Genomic DNA, 20348 nt, shown 5'->3' with positions numbered 1-20348 from the left:
AACTTTAAACTTGACTCATGGCAATGCCGAACTGAGCGAAGCTAAACAAATTTTATAATGTACGAAAAAACATATCCAAGTAAACGATTCAATATCACTTTAGATTTTCTAAAAAAACACATCAAAACTTCTGAAACCATTTTTGATTTAGGTGTTCCTAATCCTTTTTCAAAAATTATGGAAGACAATAACTACTCCGTTATCAATACAAAAGGAGAAGATATTGACAATAATCAATCGGCACTTAAAAACGAGAGCTATGATGTTTTTACGGCATTTGAAATTTTCGAACATTTATTAAATCCGTATACTGTTTTACAAAACGTAAAAGCAGATAAAATTTTAATTTCGATTCCATTGCGTTTATGGTTTTCTCCAGCTTATAGAAGTAAAACAGATATGTGGGATAGACATTATCATGAATTTGAAGACTGGCAATTGGATTGGCTTCTTGAAAAAGCAGGTTTTAAAATTGTAGACCGAGTAAAATTCACACATCCAGTTAAAAAACTTGGTTTTAGACCTTTGTTAAGATGGATTACACCTAGGTATTATTTAGTTTACGCGGAAAGAGAAAAAAGATAAAAGAAAATAGATTTTTTCTTATGAAATATTACATTATCATTCCAGCCTACAACGAAGAAGCCTTTATAAGCTTGACTTTGCAATCTTTAATAGAACAAACCGTTTTACCAACAAAAATTGTAGTGGTTAATGATAATTCTACCGATAAAACCTCAGAAATTGTTTCCGAATTTGCTTCCAAATTTCCTTTTATCACTTTAGTGAATAAAAAATCAGATGCGATTCATTTACCTGGCAGTAAAGTCATTCAAGCATTCCATGAAGGCGAAAAACACATCGATGACCATTACGATATTATCGTAAAAATAGATGCTGATTTGATTTTCCCAAACAACTATTTCGAAACCATTATCAAGCATTTCAAATCTGATGAGAAAATTGGAATGGTAGGCGGATTTTGTTACATCGAAAAAAATGGCGATTGGCTTTTAGAAAATCTAACCGATAAAGATCATATTCGTGGAGCCTTAAAATCGTACCGAAAAGCAACCTATCAACAAATTGGCGGATTAAAACCTGCCATGGGTTGGGATACCGTAGATGAATTATTGTGTAAATTCTACAACTGGAAAGTGGTAACCGATGAAAGTTTGCATGTAAAACACCTAAAACTCACAGGAGCCAGTTACAATAAAGCTGCACGTTACAAACAAGGAGAAGCTTTTTACAGTTTGGGTTACGGATTTATCATTACCGCAATTTCGTCATTGAAATTGGCAATACGAAAAGGAAAACCACTTTTATTCATTGATTATTTAATGGGTTTTTGGAAAGCAAAATCATCTGGAAAACCTTTATTTGTAACACCACAGCAAGCTAAATTTTTCAGAAACTACCGATGGAAGAAAATGAAAGAGAAAATGTTTTAATCTTTTACAATAAAATATAGTATTTTTACTGCATACTAGAATCTGAACACTGAATAAAATGATGCTCATTCGCTACTTATCGCAAATAGGAAAATACTTCATCATGTTGAAAGAAATTTTCAACAAGCCTACTAAATGGTCGGTAATGAAACAATTAATTCTAAAAGAAATTGATGATTTAATCATTGATTCACTTGGAATCGTTTCCTTTATTTCCTTTTTCGTGGGTGGTGTTGTGGCTATTCAAACAGCATTAAACTTAACTAATCCGTTGATTCCTAAATTTTTAATTGGTTTTGCTACAAGACAATCGGTAATTTTAGAATTTGCACCTACTTTTATTTCTATCATTATGGCAGGTAAAATGGGTTCATTCATTACCTCAAGTATTGGAACCATGCGAGTTACTGAACAAATTGACGCCCTTGAAGTAATGGGAGTTAACTCGTTAAACTATTTGGTTTTTCCAAAAATTATCGCCTTACTTTTATATCCATTTGTAATTGGATTAAGTATGTTTTTGGGTGTTTTTGGCGGTTGGATGGCAGCAGTTTATGGCGGTTTTACCACTAGTTTTGAATTCACAACGGGACTTCAAACCGAATTTATTCCGTTTCATATTGCCTATGCATTTATAAAAACAATTGCATTTGCTTTACTTCTAGCAACAATACCTTCTTTTCATGGTTATTATATGAAAGGTGGTGCATTAGAAGTAGGTAAAGCGAGTACAGTTTCTTTCGTTTGGACATCTGTAGTTATTATTTTAATGAACTTTATATTAACCCAACTCTTATTAAGCTAATGATTGAAGTAAAAAACATCGTAAAAAAGTTTGGCGAACAAACTGTTTTAAAAGGCGTTTCTACTCGTTTTGAAGCTGGAATGACTAATCTTATCATTGGGCAAAGTGGTTCTGGGAAAACCGTTTTCTTAAAATCGTTACTAGGCTTACATACTCCTGATAGTGGTACTATTTCTTTTGATGGTAGAATATATTCTGAATTATCAAATGATGAAAAAAGAACCTTAAGAACTGAAATTGGAATGGTATTTCAAGGAAGTGCTTTATTTGACGGAATGACAGTAGAAGAAAACATTGGGTTTCCTTTAAAAATGTTCTCAAATAAATCAGCTAAAGAAATTAAAGAGCGTGTGGATTTTGTAATTGACAGAGTACACTTAGTAAATGCACATCACAAGCGCCCTTCAGAAATTTCAGGAGGAATGCAAAAACGTGTTGCCATTGCTCGTGCCATTGTAAATAATCCAAAATATCTTTTTTGTGATGAACCAAATTCAGGTTTAGACCCCAAAACAGCCATTGTAATTGATAATCTTATTCAGGAAATCACCGAAGAATACAACATTACAACAGTGATTAATACCCATGACATGAACTCAGTTATGGAAATTGGTCAAAAAATTGTATTCTTAAAAAATGGATTATTAGAATGGGAAGGTTCAAACAAAGAAATTTTCAAAACCGATAACGAAGCTGTCACCGATTTTGTTTATTCTTCTGAATTATTTAAAAGAGTTAGAAAAATGTATTTGGAAGATAATGTAAAATAGAATTATTTCAATTTTGATACAATTTGCTTAATATCTTGCTCTTTGTTTTTTGGATATATCAGCAAAACATCGTCTTTATCAACAATAATATAATCTGTTAAACCATCAATAACGACTAATTTTTTTCCTTCAGTTCTTATGATGTTATTGGTTGCATTTTCTAGATAAACAGTTGCATTCACAATAGCATTTTCTTGTTCATCTTTAGGCAATTTATCATATAAGGATCCCCAAGTTCCTAAATCGTTCCAATCAAAAGTTGCTGGCAACACATAAACGTTTTGCGCTTTTTCTAAAATAGCATAATCAACCGAAATATTTTGAGCCAATGGATAATTATCTTTTATAAAAGCGGCTTCTTTATCTGTATTTAAAGTTTCATAACCGTTCATGAAATGAGCAAACATAACTGGTTGAAACTCTTCATAGGCATTTAAAACGGTTTTGGCACTCCACACAAAAATTCCAGCATTCCATAAAAAATTTCGACTTTGGATAAACTTTCTTGCGGTTGCATAATCAGGTTTTTCACGAAATTGTTTTACTTTTTTAATAGGGCGTGAATCTAATTTATCAAACTCAATATAACCATAACCCGTGTTCGCAAATGTTGGTACGATTCCTAATGTCATTAAATTTTCATCGCGCTCACAGAAATCAAAAGCGTGTTGCAAATTAGAACAAAACTGCACTTCATCTTCAATCCAGTGGTCAGAAGGCGCTACCACCATTACAGCATTTGGATTTTGTTTTTTAATCTTTAAAGAAGCATACAAAATACATGGCGCAGTATTTCGCATTACAGGTTCTAAAATAATTTGCTCTTGTTTTACCATCGGCAATTGCTCTAAAACAATACTATTATAATCTTCATTGGTAAGAATTAAGATATTTTCTTTAGGAATAATCTGAGAAAGCCTGGTAAATGTTTTTTGAATTAACGTTTCTCCAGTTCCTAACATATCATGAAATTGCTTAGGAAATTCAGTTGTACTAACAGGCCAAAAACGAGAACCAACTCCACCAGCCATCAATATTGCGTAATAATTTTTGTTCATTTCTTTTTTAAATCTAAAATCGTTAATCTTCCTTCTAAAATCAACTTGGCAACAATTCTACTTCAGCATTGGGTTGAAACAAATACATTCGTCCAGAACTTACTTCCATACATTCATATCGTTTAACACGCAAGGCTATTTTTTTAAAAATTTTTCCGTTATGAATTCTAAAATGACTCCCAAACGGTATTTCAAAGATATAATTTTTATCGGTTTCTTTTTGATCGAATTGTTTTAATGCTAAAGCTAATTTTGCATCCGTATCACTACTGGCTTTTGGATTTCTGAAATGCTTTGCCAACAAGGGCAACAATTGATTTGGAAATATTTCTGGACGAATAAAAGGCACCATCAACCGCTGAAAAGTGAGTTTCCATTCTTCACCATGGGGTTTTATGTTTCGACCATATTTTTCAAAAGCTACCAAATGTGCAATTTCATGAATTAATGTAATTAAAAAACGGTATTTGTTCAAACTTGCATTTACGGTAATTAAATGATACCCTTGCGCATCCTTTCGATAATCGCCATGTCGTGTTTGACGTTCGTTGACAATTTTAAGATGCACATGATTTGCTTTGATTAACTCAAAACAATGATGAACAGCGTGTTCAGGAAGGTATTTTTGTAAAACTTCGCTCAATTTTAAGGAGTTGAAGATGAAACTTGCAATACTTTTCCGTTGTAATATTTGTTTCCGGTTAAAGCAAAATTGAAAATATAATCTGCCATTTCTTTAGCTGAAAGTGGTGCTTCGTAACCAGGAAAAGCTTCTTGCAACATTTCGGTATTAACCGCTCCAAGTGCTAAAACATTGAAAGCAATACCTTGTTCTTTATATTCTTCTGCTAACAATTCTGATAACGTAATTACTGCGCCTTTACTTGATGAATAAGCGGCTAATCCAGCGAATTTCATACTACCTTGAATACCTCCCATTGAACTAATTGTTACCACGTGAGTTCCTTTTTCCATGAATGGAATACAAATTTTTGTCAATTCGGCAACCGCAAAAACATTGACTTTATATATGTTTTGAAATTCTTCTGAAGTAATTTGCGTGAATTGTTTATGCAACAAGCTTCCAGCATTATGAATTAATATATTAACCTTTTTCCAGGTTTCAGTGATAAATTTTTCCACTTGAAGTAATTCTTCTGGATTTGAAATATCAATTGATAAACACGTAATATTTTGATGTTCGATTAACTCTTTCGGTGTTTTGCGTGAAATTGCTAAAACTTGATGCCCTTCATTTGCAAATTGCAAAGCTAATTCATAACCAATTCCGCGAGAAGTTCCAGTAATAATTATATTTTTATTTTTCATTTAATTTGATTTCTTTTTTTGGTGCATTAATCATTTTTTCTAAAACTGGAATTGTTTTTGAAATTACCTGAGCCATGTGTTTTGTATCCATCAATTCAAATTCATCATCAGGTTGGTGATAAAAATCAAAATTTTCAAAATCAAAAGTAGAAACCGTTTGTGCTGGCACTTCAAATTCTGTAAAAAACGGATAATTATCAGAAGCTCTAAATAACATATACTTGGTTTCTATTGGTAAATAACCTACTAATTTTTCTCCTGCATATTCATTTATTTTGGCTGCCATATTAGTTTTTCCAAAACCTGTTAAATAGAAATCCATTCCTCTGTCTTTCATGGGAACACCAATCATCTCAAAATTGAACATGAAATACAAATCCATTTTTTGTTCTTTTAATTTAGCAGCTAAATGTTTTGAACCTAAAAGTCCTTTTTCTTCTGCTGAAAAGAACACGAAAATTACACTACGCTTGTTATTTTTATACTTTGCAAAATATTTTGCCACTTCAGTTACAGCGGTTGTTCCAGAAGCGTTGTCGTTTGCACCATTTCCTATATCATCACCATTTACAGCGGCAATTTTTCCGATATGATCATAATGGGCACCAATGATTACAAATTCATTTTTTAATTTTGAATCGGTTCCTTCGATATACCCTACAACATTATAAGACGTTTTATTGTAGTTTGACAACGTATCGCGATAGGTTTTAAAATAAGGCTTAATTCCATTTTCTTTCAGTAGATTTTCAAGATAAATCGAAGCTTTTTCTATTCCTTTACTTCCCGAATCTCTTCCTTCTAATTCATCAGAAGTTAAGTAAGAAAGTGTATTTTTGACATTATCTTCAGATACTTTATAATTCGTAGTTGAAACATCTTTTGAAGGAACATTTGTTTGTGCTTGAAGCGACAATCCAACAAAAGTAAATAAGCACAGTATTTTTTTCATAGCATTTAGTTTGTAGTAAAAATAAAAAAATCCCGACTTAAATCGGGATTTTGTATGATAAATTTAACAATTATTATGCCAACATAGTTACTGGATTTTCCATAAACGCTTTAAACGTTTGTAAGAATTGAGCTCCTGTTGCGCCATCTACTGTTCTGTGATCGCAAGCTAAAGTAACGGTCATTGTGTTTCCAACTACAATTTGTCCGTTTTTAACTACTGGTTTTTCAATAATAGCACCTACAGATAAAATAGCTGAATTTGGCTGATTAATAATAGAAGTAAACGATTGAATTCCAAACATTCCTAAATTAGAAATAGTGAACGTACTTCCTTCCATTTCAGCTGGTTGGATTTTTTTCGATTTTGCTTTTCCAGCTAAGTCTTTTACGTTAGCGCCAATTTGAGTTAAGCTCATTTGGTCCGTAAATTTCAATACTGGAACCATTAATCCGTCTTCAACAGCTACTGCTACTCCAATATTCACGTGGTGATTGATTACCATAGCATCTTCTCTCCATTGTGAATTTACTTGTGGATGTTTTTTCAATGCCATCGCACTCGCTTTGATTACCATATCGTTGAAAGAAACTTTCGTATCTGGTAAGCCGTTAATCATATTTCTTGAAGCAATAGCATTGTCCATATCTAACTCGATAGTTAAATAGTAATGCGGTGCAGTAAATTTAGATTCTGATAATCGTCTCGCAATGGTTTTACGCATTTGCGAATTTTTAATTTCTTCTTGGAATATTTCTCCTGCTGGAACAAATGGTTTCACAGCTGCAACTACATTTGTTGCTTCTGATACCGCTTGAGATGGAGTTGCAACTGCAGATGGAGTAAAATTCTCTACATCCGATTTTACAATTCTTCCATTTTCACCAGAACCTTTTACTTGAGACAAATTGATTCCTTTATCTTGTGCAATTTTTTTAGCTAATGGAGAAGCAAATATTCTTGAGTTGTCTGTTGCCTGTTGTTTGTTTTCAGTAATTTCAGTTTGCGTTGAAGTAGTTGTTTCTGCTTTTGGAGCTTCCACCACCGCACCTACTTTATAGTTTGCCGCAATACCTGAAACGTCAGTACCTGCAGGTCCTAAAATAGCTAAAATTGTATCTACTGGAGCAGAATCACCTTCTTGCACTCCAATATATAATAAAGTTCCTGCATTAAAAGATTCGAATTCCATCGTAGCTTTATCTGTTTCGATTTCTGCTAAAATATCACCTTCTTTTACCGCATCTCCTACTTTTTTCAACCATGTTGCAACCGTTCCAGTTGTCATGGTATCCGATAAACGAGGCATGGTTACTACTTTTACACCAGCTGGTATTTCAACAGATGCAGAAGTTGGTTTTGCTTCTTCAACTACTTTTTCTTCTTTAGATTCAGCAACAACTCTTCCACTTAATAAAGCAGAAATATCTTCACCTTCTTTACCAATGATTGCTAATAAAGAATCCACTGGAGCAGATTGTCCTTCTTGAATTCCGATATGTAATAAAACACCATCATAAAAAGCCTCAAATTCCATTGTTGCTTTATCCGTTTCAATTTCAGCAAGAATATCACCTGTTTTGATTGTATCACCCACTTTTTTTAGCCAAGTAGCTACAACTCCTTCAGTCATCGTATCACTCAAACGGGGCATTGTTATAATTTGTGCCATAGTTTTTATAATTTATGTGGGATGAAAGGATAATTTTCTTGTTCGTACACTACGTCATACAATTGTTGTGCTTCTGGAAATGGAGAATCTTCAGCGAATTTTTCACATTCAGCCACTAAATCAGCTACTCTTTGATCGATTGTTTCGATTTCAGTCTCTGTAGCGTAGTTATTTTCTTTAATAATATCAAGAACTTGAGTAATTGGGTCGATTTTTTTGTACTCTTCCACTTCCTCTTTTGTTCTATATAATTGTGCATCAGACATTGAGTGTCCTCTGTAACGATATGTTTTCATTTCTAAGAAAGTTGGTCCGTCTCCACGACGTGCTCTTTCCATTGCTTCATGCATTGCTTCAGCTACTTTTACTGGATTCATTCCGTCAACTGGCCCACAAGGCATTTCATATCCTAAACCTAGTTTCCAAATATCAGTATGATTTGCAGTTCTTTCTACAGATGTTCCCATTGCATAACCGTTGTTCTCAACAATAAAAACCACTGGTAATTTCCATAACATTGCCATGTTAAAAGCTTCATGTAATGAACCTTGACGCGCAGCACCATCACCAAAATAGGTTAAAGTAACACCACCTGTTTCAAAATATTTATCAGCAAAAGCCATACCTGCTCCTACTGGAATTTGTGCTCCTACAATTCCGTGACCTCCGTAGAAACCATGTTCTTTAGAAAAAATATGCATAGATCCACCCATTCCTTTTGAAGTACCTGTAACTTTTCCATACAATTCTGCCATTACTTTTCTTGGATCTACACCCATTCCAATTGGCTGAACGTGATTACGGTAAGCGGTAATCATTTTATCTTTAGACAAGTCCATTGCGTGTAAAGCTCCAGCTAAAACTGCTTCTTGACCATTGTATAGGTGCAAAAATCCTCTAACTTTTTGTTGGATATAAACAGCGGCAAGTTTATCTTCAAACTTTCTCCAAAACAGCATGTCTTCATACCATTTTAGGTAAACTTCTCTTGTAATTGGTTTCATTTTTGTTTGTTTTATAATACAATTGAATTGTAAAAGACACTATTAGTCATTTACAATTTTACGAACAGCAAAAATACTACATAGAACCTGATTGAAAAAATTATATTCCACGATTTTTGTATTTTTTATAACAAATTTGATAAAAAAAGTTACGAAATCGTTATAGGTGATTTTTATCAAAAACAAATGGTAGTAGATTTTTTAACGAATCTGATTTATAAATATCTCCTTTTGCTCCCATAAAAAAGATTTCAATGGAAACATCTTGTTTAAATTCATATTCCGCAATTGCTTGACGACAACTTCCACAAGGTGGTATTGGTAATTCTAAATCTCTATCTTGCGGAGAAGCTGTAATAAACATTTTTACAATTTTTGCGTCAGGATAATTCGCACCAGCATAATAAATAGCCACACGTTCTGCACATAAACCCGAAGGATATGCCGCATTTTCCTGATTAGAACCCTTAACAACAACCCCATTATCCAAAAGAATTGCTGCACCTACTGTAAATTTAGAATAAGGCGCATACGCTTTACTACGGGCTTCAAAGGCTTGCTTTTTTAAATCCAGCTCTATTGCGTTAAGTTCCTGTTCCGTTAATATAGTAATTGTTGAATGTATATTTATTTGCTTCATATATTGAGGAAAAAAAATCCAAATTCTAAAGTAAGAATTTGGATGTTAGTATAATTTATTTTTTTATTTAAAGTTCATCATAATTTTCTCCAAAATTAAATGTCAAAGAAAAACGTAGTGTGTTTTCCAATGGATTTCTAACTTTAGAAGCTGAAAACAAATAGGATACATCAATTTTAACAACATTGTACTTAAAGCCTGCTCCTAAGGTAAAGAATTTTCTTGCCCCTTTATACTCGTTCTCGTTAAAATAACCTAAACGAAGTGCAAATGAATCTTGGTACCAATATTCTGCGCCTAATGCCCAAGTAAACTCTTTCAATTCTTCTGAAATTCCATCTGGAGCATCATTAAAAGATTTAAAAATACCACCAGTCCAACTTGTTTTTCTATAATCTGAAAGCGCTTGCGCGTAAGCATCCTCAGCTATTTGTTCTTCGGAAGCATCTATAGAACCACTACCATCCGCATCAACTGGAGCAACAATTGCAGGGGGAGTTGGCACTAACAATTTAGTAACTTCTGCAGTAACACCTATTTTACTGTATTCGTCAAATATAAAATCAAAACCTCCACCTAAGCGCATATTAGCCGGTAAAAAGTTATTATTTAAATCATCTTTATCATAGCTGATTTTAGGTCCCAAATTCTGAAAATTAAATCCTGCTCTCCATCTTCCATTAAAATCATCATAAGCTACTTCTTCCGATTGATAATAACCCGCAACATCAACTGCAAAAGTGGTTGCCGCTGAAACATCGTTATTCAAATCAGGAACTCGTAATGCCGAACGAATAAATCTTCCTGCAACCGCCATAGAAAAACGATCACTAAGCTTTAAGGAATAAGAACCATCCAATGCTAATTCATTAGGGTTCACGGTTCTGACCGCTTCATTTGGATCTGCCGTTTGTCTTAATTCAATGTCTCCTAACCCAAAAAAACGTAGAGATCCTGCAAATGCACTTCTATCATTTATTCTATTATAATAAGTTAATTGCCCTAAAGAAATATCATTAGCAATGCTGGATAAGTAAGGGGTGTAACTTACCGAAAACCCTTGTTTTTGAAGTGAAAAAGCATATTTAGCCGGGTTGAATTGTTGTGAAAAAGCATCTGCCGAAGTAGCTACTCCCATATCTCCCATACCAGCAGAACGTGCATCAGCTGCAATTAATAAAAAGGGAACACCTGTCGTTATCACTCTATTTTCTTGTGCTTTAATATTCTGACTTACAGTGAACAAGATTAATAATATAGCAATTTTTTTCATTGTTTTTATAAAAATTAATTTAACAAATATAGTATTTTATTATAGTATTACAAGTTTCTCATATTTTTCGACCGACTGTCCAGTTGTGGTTGATCGAACTTTTATTTTATAAACATACACGCCTTTTCCTAACTTATCTCCAAAATCATCTCTTCCATCCCAAGTAATTTCTCTACATAAAAATCCTTCTGTTGTTACTTGTTGATTAATTGTTTTTACTAATTTTCCTGAAACAGTTAATATTTGTACTTGAACATCTAATGGCTCAAAAGGCATATTATGGGTAAACCAAAACTCGGTGTAACTAACAAACGGATTTGGATAATTCAACACTTTTTCTAACTGTAATCCTTCTGAAGAACAAATAGCATTGAATTGAATTTCTGTAGTTATTAAATTGTTATAAACATCCCAGGCTTTGAATAAAATTGTATGCATCCCAGGCGCTAAATCTCTAAAAGGGAATCGAACATATCCTCTTGTATAATCATCATTTTCCGTTTCATAATATTCGTTTAACACGTAAGGATTTGACTCATCACCATCCAATATTGCTACAATATCATGTCCAATTCCACTTGCTGTATTAATTCCGTTTTCATCTGTTAAAAAAGCTAATAAAATTGGCGAACAATTTGTAATACCTCCAGAAACAAAACCTTCATCATTCATATGTAATCGAACCGTTGGCGGATTTGTATCGGTTACAGGATTTGCATTAACACCACCTATTTGTATAGATCTATCATATCCTGTTTGGTTATCTAAATTAGGAGCATCTCGTTTTGCATAAAAACTTATTTTCCCATTCCCTACAGGTATTCTAATATCTTGAGGCACCACAAAACTAAATTCAAATTGTCCATTTACTACGGATGCATTACCTCTAAAAACGGTTTCACCTAATGTAGTAAAATTCATAACTATTAATCCATTGGAATCTGTTACTCCATTATTTCCCAAAGTTGTACGATTGATGTCTTTATCAAATATTTGAACTGCTAAATCGCCATTATAGCCCGAGAATAAAACATCATTTTCATCTCTTACTTGTCCTGTAATCTTTGTTAAACTTAAAGCTTGTAAAACTGGCAATGGTTGATTGGTTGGGACATCATTTACTTTTGTTAATACAATTTTAGGCTTTGGAATTGCCAATTTTAAAGCTGGATCACCAATATAAAACACCACTCTTCTGTTATCAGAACCCGTACTTAGTTTAGTTAAACGCAAAGCTTCTGCAATGGATGGATAATTATTGGAACCAAAAGCATATAAATCCTCACTCAACAAATTATTCATTATAAATCCTGTGGTAACTCCGATTTGGCGAGTGGTTGCAATTAAACCAATTGCGCCTCCACTTTTATTCCAAAACATATATTCACCTCCTGTAAAACGATTTGGATCATCAAAACGAGTAAATTCACAGGTTATTGTTATAAAAAGTGGATATCTATAACGATTGGTTAAATTTTGAGCATCTAATTTTTCAAAAAGTCGTTCCCTTGCTAGTGATTCTTCGCTTCCATGTCCAAAATAATTAAATACTAAAGCACCAAGTTCTATAGCATCTAAAAAATCTTTTTTAGCTTCAGGGTAACGTTCTCCTCCTGCCGCAACTTGCTGTAAATAAGAATCAGTATGGATTTTTTTTACATTTACAAATGGTTTTTGAGCTGTTAATGTATTTGCTAAATTATCTAATCCAAACTGAAGAGTTGCATCGGTAGAATTATCGGCATCATCTGAATAAATAACATAATTGTTTCGCCATCTTCCATATGATTTTTCGTCATGATATTCTATTACTTTGTCGACCATTTCTTTAGCTTGACTAACTGATGCAACTAACATTCTTCCTACAGCAATATCAATTCCATCAAAAGAACCTAACATCTGACCTTCACCATCATCCATCAAACCAAAAAAATCATCCGACATAAAAGTGGAATACAATGAAAAATTAGAAACATTATTAGTTTCAGTAGCTAACGGATTAAAACTGTGAAAAACAGGAACAATATTAGTATTATTAAACAATCTGTTTTTATAATCATAAGAAGCATCTCCGAAAAGATTAACATATTTTACTCTTTTATCGGGAGCAGATGCATTCCAATACACATATTTTATTAAATTACGAATAGCCGCAATATCTTGTTTTCCCGAAGAAAACTCATGGTAAATTTTTTCAAGCGTAACCACCCTAACCACTAATCCAGAATTACTTCTATGAAAATCAGCCAATCGTTCTGCCTGTGCTGATAAAAATTCTGGTGTTAGAATTAAATAATCAATATCTTGAAAATTTCCTTGTGCATCTTTAAAAATAGATCCTTTTAAATTTTGATTCACAACAACTGCGTTTGATTCACGAAGAGGAGTAAAAGTGTCTGATAAATCTATAGCAACATATTTTTTTGCTGTACCTAAATTCACTTTAAAATTAAAATTAGCTCCAGAAGTATTTTCATAAGATGCGACATTAAACCTATCTGTAACATCCCACACTTGAGAAATACTAGTAGCATTTGTAATTTTATATTCCCCAACTCCAATATTGGTTTCTTCTAAATCATTATAAAAAAAGAATTGCTTTGAAAAACCAGTTAAATTGCGTTTGACTTTTAATCTTATAAAATCTAAGTAACCATTTGAACTTGGAACACCCCCATTATTATAAGCTAATGCAATTGATATTGCAGACGATGTTGCATTAAAAACTGTATTCAAAGCAGATTCATAGCCCTCAACTCCGGTTCCAGATGTCAATTGTGGAAATACTAATGTTCCTAAATCAACAGCATTGGCTTTTATGTTAAATGAAGAACTACCAAACGACTTCGACGCAGTATTAACTTTAATTTGAATAGGAACAGTTATATCAATATTTGGAATAGAAAAATCAAAATTTTGCAATTCATCAATATTAAATTGTTCGCCAAACCATCTTCTACCCACTTTTCCTGCATTTACTAAATCTTTTTCATGATATAAAATATCATCAAACTGTGAAAAAGAAATAGAAGGTGTGTTTATTGGTTGAATGGCTGGCTCAATTCTTTTTCCTAAATTCCCTCCTCCTGAAGTTATATAAAAATAGGATTTATCTGCAAAAAGATTTACACTGGTTAAACTTTCGGTATTCCAAGTATCCACACCTTCTGCATAAAACAAAATATAATCGCTATTATCAAAAACACCATCTTCTTGACCCACAAACTGAATTGCATTTTCTGCCAAATCATCTGGATAAGGAATTGAATTATTTAATGGAAGCATTCGTCCACCATTTCCATAAATCTTAATATTTCTTGGGTCAACACTTACATTAAATCCTAAACTTTGTAAAAAAGATTTAGTAATTTTATAAACTCCAGACTTTTCAACATAAAAGCGATGCCAATTACCTGATGCTAAAACAGAATTTGAAATCGATTGAACTACATTTTGATTTAGATTTCTGTTTAATATGCTGTTTTGAAAAGAATAGGAAAAGGAAACCACTTTTTTATAATCATTCCCTACTTTAATAATAGGACTTAAAATTAAAAGTCCTTTATAATCCTCTCGAACACGAACAACCTCTAATGTAGCAAGCAATTTGTTTGGGATAACCGATAAATCTAAATCATAAAGATCAGCTGCATTAATAGATTGATAGACCACATTAGAAACAACCAAACTCGAGGCATCTGTAAGTGCGGTAACAGGAACCATTTTTCTGAATTGAATTTTACGTAATGATATATCAATATTGAAAAAATTAGAATCAAATTGAGGCACCTTAATAGACGAATCACCTATACTATAGTTAACATTAGAATACCAATTAATAGTAATATTTTCTGTTTGCTGACCAAAAGTAAACAGAGAAAAGAATAAAAATAATAATAAGAGAGCCTTTTTCATTAACTTCAAAACGTATTTAAGACATATATATTACAAAGAGAGAAAAATAATTTATTTTAATCTAATTTTTTACAATAAAACTTAATATAAAACGTTGTTAGAGAAAAGAATTTAACATAACATTAATTTTTTTTTACAAAAAACTAAAAACATGTTGCATTTTAATTCATTATTATTATCTTGCGACACGAAATTTATTACCTACTAAAGTATGAAAATTAAAAAAATTATGGCTTTAAAAGTGCTAGTAGTATTAGCGCTAACATTAGGCTTTACAGGTTGTAGTAAGAAAGGAAACACTAAAGGTGGATCTACTGCTACAGGATGGAAAATCAATGACAAGAAAGGCGGATTCCAGTTTAACGACAAGTTTAAACAACAAGAAACACCTCCAGGGATGATTTCTATTGAAGGAGGTACATTTACAATGGGTAAAGTACAAGACGATGTTATGCACGATTGGAATAACTCTCCAAACCAACAACACGTTCAATCTTTTTTTATGGATGAAACAGAAGTTACTAATAAAATGTACTCTGAGTTTTTGTTTTGGGTAAAAACTGTTTTTCCTCCTACAGAAGAAAACTATAAACATATTTATAATGGAGCAATTCCAGATACTTTAGTATGGAGAAATCGCCTAGGTTATAATGAAACCATGACTAACAACTATTTAAGACACCCAGCATATGCTGATTACCCAGTAGTAGGAGTTAATTGGATTCAAGCGGTAGAATTTAGTAAATGGAGAACAGATCGTGTAAATGAGAATATTTTAGAGCGCGAAGGATACCTTAAAAAAGATAACAAAATTAAATTAGGTTCTGACGTAACTGCTGAAAAATCATTTAGTACAGAAACTTACATAAATACTCCATCAAAAGCATTTGGTGGAAATGAAGAAGTTGTATTGAAAAAAGAAATGGGCGGCGGAAGACGACCAGCTGCTGATACGGCTAAAAACGTTTACGCTCAAAGAAGTTCTGGTTTAATTTTACCAGAATATAGACTTCCTACAGAAGCTGAGTGGGAATATGCTGCAGTAGCTTTAGTTGGTAACAGAGAGTACAACATTTATAAAGGACAAAAGAAATATCCTTGGAATGGTCAATATACACGTTCTTCTAAAAGACAATATAGAGGAGACCAATTAGCAAACTTTAAACAAGGTAAAGGAGATTACGGTGGAATTGCAGGTTGGTCTGATGACGGAGCTGATATTACAAATAAAGTAAAAGCATACGCACCAAATGATTTTGGTTTATATGATATGGCTGGTAACGTAGCAGAATGGGTACAAGATGTTTATAGACCTATTGTTGATGATGAAGCTAATGATTTTAACTACTTTAGAGGTAACGTATATACTAAAAATAAAATTGGTGAAGACGGAGTTGTTGAATTAGTAACTTCAGACAACATTAAATACGATACTTTAATTAATGGTAGAATTATAGCTAGAAATTATCCAGGCCAAATTGCTCAAGTTCCCGTTGATGAAAATGAAACTTATTTAAGAACTCAATTCTCAACTTCTGACAATAGAAATTACAGAGATGGAGATAGACAATCTACACGTTTCTATAAGTTTAATGATTCTGAAGAAGGTGGAGCTACTGGTGATCAAAAAAGAATGTACGAAGCTCCTAAACACTCAATCACAGCTGACAGTTTAGGGAAAATGAACAAAAAATATGACCGTTCAGACAAAAGAACAACTTTAGTAGACGACAATGTTAGAGTTTATAAAGGAGGTTCATGGAGAGATAGAGCATATTGGTTAGACCCAGCATCTAGAAGATTCTTCCCACAAGATATGGCTACAGATTACATCGGATTTAGATGCGCTATGTCTAAAGTTGGCCCAAAATCTAAGAAGAAAACTCCTAGAGGAAATCCAAAAAAATAATTTTCATACAATTACTTAAAAAAGCCCTTTCGTTTGAAAGGGCTTTTTTTTATCTTCGTCGCTATTTAATATATCGCACATGATAACAATAGCTTATATACATTCCTTGTTTTTAAATTGTACAAGTGTTTCTACAGATACTCGTAAAATAGAAAAAGACTCATTATTTATAGCTCTAAAAGGCGATAACTTCGACGCTAACACATTTGCTAAAGAAGCACTAGAAAAAGGCGCTAAATACGTTATAATTGACAATCCAAACTACACAATAAACGAACGCACCATTCTTGTAGAAGATTCTCTCATTGCATTACAAGAGCTAGCAAAATATCATAGAACATATTTAGGAATACCTATAATTGCATTAACAGGAAGCAATGGAAAAACCACAACAAAGGAACTAATTCATGCCGTACTTTCTAAAAAATATAATACACTAGCAACAATTGGTAATTTAAACAATCATATTGGAGTTCCTCTAACACTTTTGCGTTTTTCAAAGGAAACTGAAATAGGAATTGTTGAAATGGGCGCAAACCATCAAAAAGAGATTGAATTTTTATGCCAAATTGCTCAACCTGATTTTGGCTATATAACCAATTTTGGTAAAGCACACTTAGAAGGATTTGGAGGAGTTGAAGGAGTTATTAAAGGCAAAAGCGAAATGTATGACTACCTTAGAAACAACGAAAAAACAGTTTTTGTAAATCTTGATGACATCACTCAAAAAGAAAAGTCATCACATATAAACCAATATAGTTTTGCTTTAAATGAAACTGAAGCAGATGTGAAAATTACAAAAATAGAGGCCAATCCCATGGTGAAGATTACGTACAACAATCAAACTATTAATTCACATCTTATTGGAATTTACAATGCAAACAATATTAATGCTGCAATTACAATAGGGAACTATTTTAAAATTTCGGATGTGTTAATAAAAGCAGCAATTGAGAACTATATACCAGAAAATAATCGTTCCCAACTAATTCAGAAAAACAACAACGAAATAATTCTAGACGCTTACAATGCAAATCCAAGCAGTATGTCGGCCGCAATCGGGAATTTTATACAGTTAGCAAATGACAGCAAAATTGCTATATTAGGAGATATGTTTGAACTAGGAGAAGAAAGCCTCATTGAACATAAAAAAGTGATTGAGTTATTAGAAAATGAAAAAGAAATCACCACCTTTTTTATAGGAAAACATTTTTATAACAACAAAACAAATAACGCCCATTTAAATTTCTTTGAAGATTTCAATGCTTTTTCTACATTTCTCAAAACGAATGAAATAAAAAACAGTTTAATCTTAATAAAAGGTTCTAGAGGAATGGCTCTTGAAAAAACTTTGGATTTATTTTAGCCTCTATTAAAATATACCCCAACTAGACTTCTATTAGTAAAAACCAAATACCTATTAATAAAACCAAAAATCATGAGCACTAAATAGTATTCATTGATAAAGGTTTTATTGTATTTAAATATGAAGCACTAAATTCAATATTTCATTAATAATAATTTAACTCTTATTTATTATGAAAATTTAATTATTCCATAATAATAAAAATAGAATAATAACAAAAATTGTATTTAATAACTTAAAACTTTGCTTACTCCTTTTAATAAAATTTTTAAAACACTATTGCACTAAAACAAACTCACTTCGTCTATTTAATTGATGTTGTTCTCGAGTACACGGAACCGCATCTGAACAATCATTTAACAACTGAGATTCTCCGTATCCTTTACAAGTCAATCGTTCTTTAGCGATACCTTTTTTAATTAAAAAATCACGAGTAGCTTTTGCGCGAAAATTAGACAAGCGTAAATTGTAAGCTTCGCTTTGTCTACTATCCGTATGTGAGCGAATGTCAATTTTTAAATTAGGATACATCTTTAAGATTTCAACAATCTTTGCCATCTCAACTTCTACATCAGGACGAATAAAATACTTATCCAAATCAAAATAAATTGAAATGTCCAACAACTTAACTAAATCATCTCCTGTTTTAGTTTTAATGATTTTAGGAGCGATTTCAAATTTTTCGCTTTTAATTTTTCCTCCTTTAACACGAAACTCTTTAGTTAAATAAATATCATTTTCTACTTTAATATAATACTCCCTATCATATCGAAGATCAGAAAATTTAAATTGTCCTAAAGAATCTGATTTAGTACTACCAAGGATGTTTTGATTAGCATCTAACAAAGTAATCCTAGAATTTTGAATTGGCTCTTTTAAAATTTCATCAATAACTACATCGGTAAATTCAATCTTTTTAGGCTCAGGATTAACTTTTACTTTATAAACATCGTCATACCCTTTACCTCCTTGACGATTAGATGAAACAAAGAACACATTTTTAAAAGGACTTTCTATAAAAGCAAAATCATCGCGCTCACTATTAATAGGAGCACCTACATTATTAAAACTAATATAATTACCTTCAACATCAGGATGAGATTTAAAAACATCCAATCCTCCTATTCCCACAAGACCATCTGATGAAAAATACAAAATACCATCAGATGCTATAAATGGAAATGTTTCTCTAGCCTTCGTATTAATTTTCTCTCCTAAATTTACAGGAATCCCATATGTACCATCTTCTTTAATAGCTACTTTATATAAATCTGAATTTCCATAACCTCCTGGCATGTCAGAGGCAAAATAAAGCGTTTTTTCGTCAATACTTAATGCAGGATGAGCAATACTGAAATCGTTACTATTAAATGGTAATTCTTCTATTTTTCCCCATTTTCCATTTAAAAAAGTTGATTTAAAAAGTTTCAACTTAACAACGTTATCTTTATCCATGCCCACTTTACCGTAATTAAAGTTGTTACGGGTAAAATACATAGTTTTTCCATCTTTAGTAAACACAGGGCTTGACTCATGATATTTCGTATTGAACTCATCAACAATCTCATCAATATATACCACTTTTGCAGAATCACTAAACTCAGCGCGATATATATTCAAAAAATTTTGATTAGTCCATTTATCAATCTTCTTTTTATTATTTTTTGGAATTCTATTTGAAACGAAATACATTTTGGAATCTTTAAAATTTCCTCCATAATCAGAATATTCCGAATTAATTCCTGCATCTTCAATGGTAAACTTGTCCAAACTATAGTTAATATCAACCAAATACAACTTATTTTTAACATACAACTCTCCACGATAATCGTTAGTAAGTGTATAAAATTTCTCCATTAATTTATCGGCATCATTATAAGATTTCACAGCTTTTAATGATTGAGAGTAACGAAAATAATACTCAGGATCTAAAGATTGGTTATTTAATTGAAACAACTTATCATACCATACTTTTGATTTATCCAACATGCCATTAAAATAATAGGCATCACCTAATTTTTGAAACAATTCAATGGATGTATATCCTTTTTCTGCAACTTTTTCATATATAGCAATAGCATCTATATAAGAATATCCTTCATATTTTTTTTCTGCTAATTTTTCTTTTATATCTTGTGCAGAAACGGAAAAAAAGCAACCTAAACTTATTATGCTTATTATATATTTCATAATATTAACTA

Annotated in this window: 16 protein-coding genes; 6 read left to right on the top strand and 10 right to left on the bottom strand. The window is 32.1% G+C overall.

Annotation, left to right across the window (positions count from 1 at the left end; translation table 11 throughout):
- Positions 1 to 57 precede the first annotated feature (57 nt).
- The 4 genes from RSE15_RS10465 to RSE15_RS10450 are packed head-to-tail and all read left to right on the top strand — an operon-like array spanning position 58 to position 3029.
- Positions 58 to 585, top strand: coding sequence for a class I SAM-dependent methyltransferase (locus tag RSE15_RS10465; RefSeq protein WP_324068323.1), 528 nt, complete (start codon positions 58 to 60; stop codon positions 583 to 585).
- A gap of 20 nt (positions 586 to 605) precedes the next feature.
- On the top strand, positions 606 to 1454 hold the full coding sequence (locus RSE15_RS10460) for a glycosyltransferase family 2 protein (RefSeq protein ID WP_324068322.1): 849 nt from the start codon (positions 606 to 608) through the stop codon (positions 1452 to 1454).
- Positions 1455 to 1512: 58 nt separating this feature from the next.
- Complete coding sequence (locus tag RSE15_RS10455) at positions 1513 to 2259, top strand: MlaE family ABC transporter permease (protein WP_324068320.1); 747 nt, start codon at positions 1513 to 1515, stop codon at positions 2257 to 2259.
- Complete coding sequence (locus RSE15_RS10450; protein WP_324068315.1) at positions 2259 to 3029, top strand: ABC transporter ATP-binding protein; 771 nt, start codon at positions 2259 to 2261, stop codon at positions 3027 to 3029. The genes RSE15_RS10455 and RSE15_RS10450 overlap by 1 nt, the downstream gene beginning before the upstream one ends.
- A gap of 2 nt (positions 3030 to 3031) precedes the next feature.
- Here RSE15_RS10450 and RSE15_RS10445 read toward each other — a convergent pair whose 3' ends face one another.
- The 9 genes from RSE15_RS10445 to porU form a co-directional block, all read right to left on the bottom strand.
- Entirely contained in the window at positions 3032 to 4087 is a 1056-nt protein-coding gene (locus tag RSE15_RS10445; RefSeq protein WP_324068312.1) for a mannose-1-phosphate guanylyltransferase, read from the bottom strand.
- Positions 4088 to 4127: 40 nt separating this feature from the next.
- Positions 4128 to 4730, bottom strand: coding sequence for a SprT-like domain-containing protein (locus RSE15_RS10440; RefSeq protein ID WP_324068310.1), 603 nt, complete (start codon positions 4728 to 4730; stop codon positions 4128 to 4130).
- Positions 4731 to 4732: 2 nt separating this feature from the next.
- Positions 4733 to 5416 carry an SDR family NAD(P)-dependent oxidoreductase gene (locus RSE15_RS10435; RefSeq protein ID WP_324068308.1) on the bottom strand — a complete coding sequence of 228 codons (684 nt, stop codon included), beginning with the start codon at positions 5414 to 5416 and terminating at the stop codon, positions 4733 to 4735.
- Positions 5406 to 6368 carry a M28 family metallopeptidase gene (locus RSE15_RS10430; protein ID WP_324068306.1) on the bottom strand — a complete coding sequence of 321 codons (963 nt, stop codon included), beginning with the start codon at positions 6366 to 6368 and terminating at the stop codon, positions 5406 to 5408. The genes RSE15_RS10435 and RSE15_RS10430 overlap by 11 nt, the downstream gene beginning before the upstream one ends.
- Before the next feature lie 73 nt (positions 6369 to 6441).
- Entirely contained in the window at positions 6442 to 8040 is a 1599-nt protein-coding gene (locus tag RSE15_RS10425) for a dihydrolipoyl dehydrogenase family protein (RefSeq protein WP_324068304.1), read from the bottom strand.
- Positions 8041 to 8045: 5 nt separating this feature from the next.
- A complete protein-coding gene (pdhA, locus tag RSE15_RS10420; RefSeq protein ID WP_324068301.1) occupies positions 8046 to 9044 on the bottom strand; it encodes a pyruvate dehydrogenase (acetyl-transferring) E1 component subunit alpha in 999 nt (332 codons plus the stop codon).
- A gap of 160 nt (positions 9045 to 9204) precedes the next feature.
- Entirely contained in the window at positions 9205 to 9684 is a 480-nt protein-coding gene (gene cdd, locus RSE15_RS10415) for a cytidine deaminase (RefSeq protein WP_324068299.1), read from the bottom strand.
- Positions 9685 to 9751: 67 nt separating this feature from the next.
- The gene (gene porV, locus RSE15_RS10410) at positions 9752 to 10957 is read right to left on the bottom strand and encodes a type IX secretion system outer membrane channel protein PorV (protein ID WP_324068297.1); all 1206 of its coding nucleotides are present in this window, start codon (positions 10955 to 10957) and stop codon (positions 9752 to 9754) included.
- Between the two features lie 39 nt (positions 10958 to 10996).
- On the bottom strand, positions 10997 to 14872 hold the full coding sequence (gene porU, locus RSE15_RS10405; protein ID WP_324068295.1) for a type IX secretion system sortase PorU: 3876 nt from the start codon (positions 14870 to 14872) through the stop codon (positions 10997 to 10999).
- 211 nt (positions 14873 to 15083) lie between these two features.
- Here porU and gldJ point away from each other — a divergent pair, with 211 nt between their 5' ends.
- On the top strand, positions 15084 to 16781 hold the full coding sequence (gldJ, locus tag RSE15_RS10400; protein ID WP_324068293.1) for a gliding motility lipoprotein GldJ: 1698 nt from the start codon (positions 15084 to 15086) through the stop codon (positions 16779 to 16781).
- 82 nt (positions 16782 to 16863) lie between these two features.
- Entirely contained in the window at positions 16864 to 18147 is a 1284-nt protein-coding gene (locus RSE15_RS10395; protein WP_324070454.1) for a UDP-N-acetylmuramoyl-tripeptide--D-alanyl-D-alanine ligase, read from the top strand.
- A gap of 276 nt (positions 18148 to 18423) precedes the next feature.
- Here the strand turns inward: RSE15_RS10395 and RSE15_RS10390 are convergent, their stop codons facing one another.
- Positions 18424 to 20337: an OmpA family protein gene (locus RSE15_RS10390; RefSeq protein WP_324068291.1), complete on the bottom strand. Its 1914-nt coding sequence runs from the start codon at positions 20335 to 20337 to the stop codon at positions 18424 to 18426.
- Positions 20338 to 20348: the final 11 nt, after the last annotated feature.

The sequence above is a fragment of the Flavobacterium sp. genome, assembly GCF_035195345.1.
Classification (GTDB): Bacteria; Bacteroidota; Bacteroidia; order Flavobacteriales; family Flavobacteriaceae; genus Flavobacterium.
This window is presented reverse-complemented; position numbering and strand designations above follow the sequence as displayed.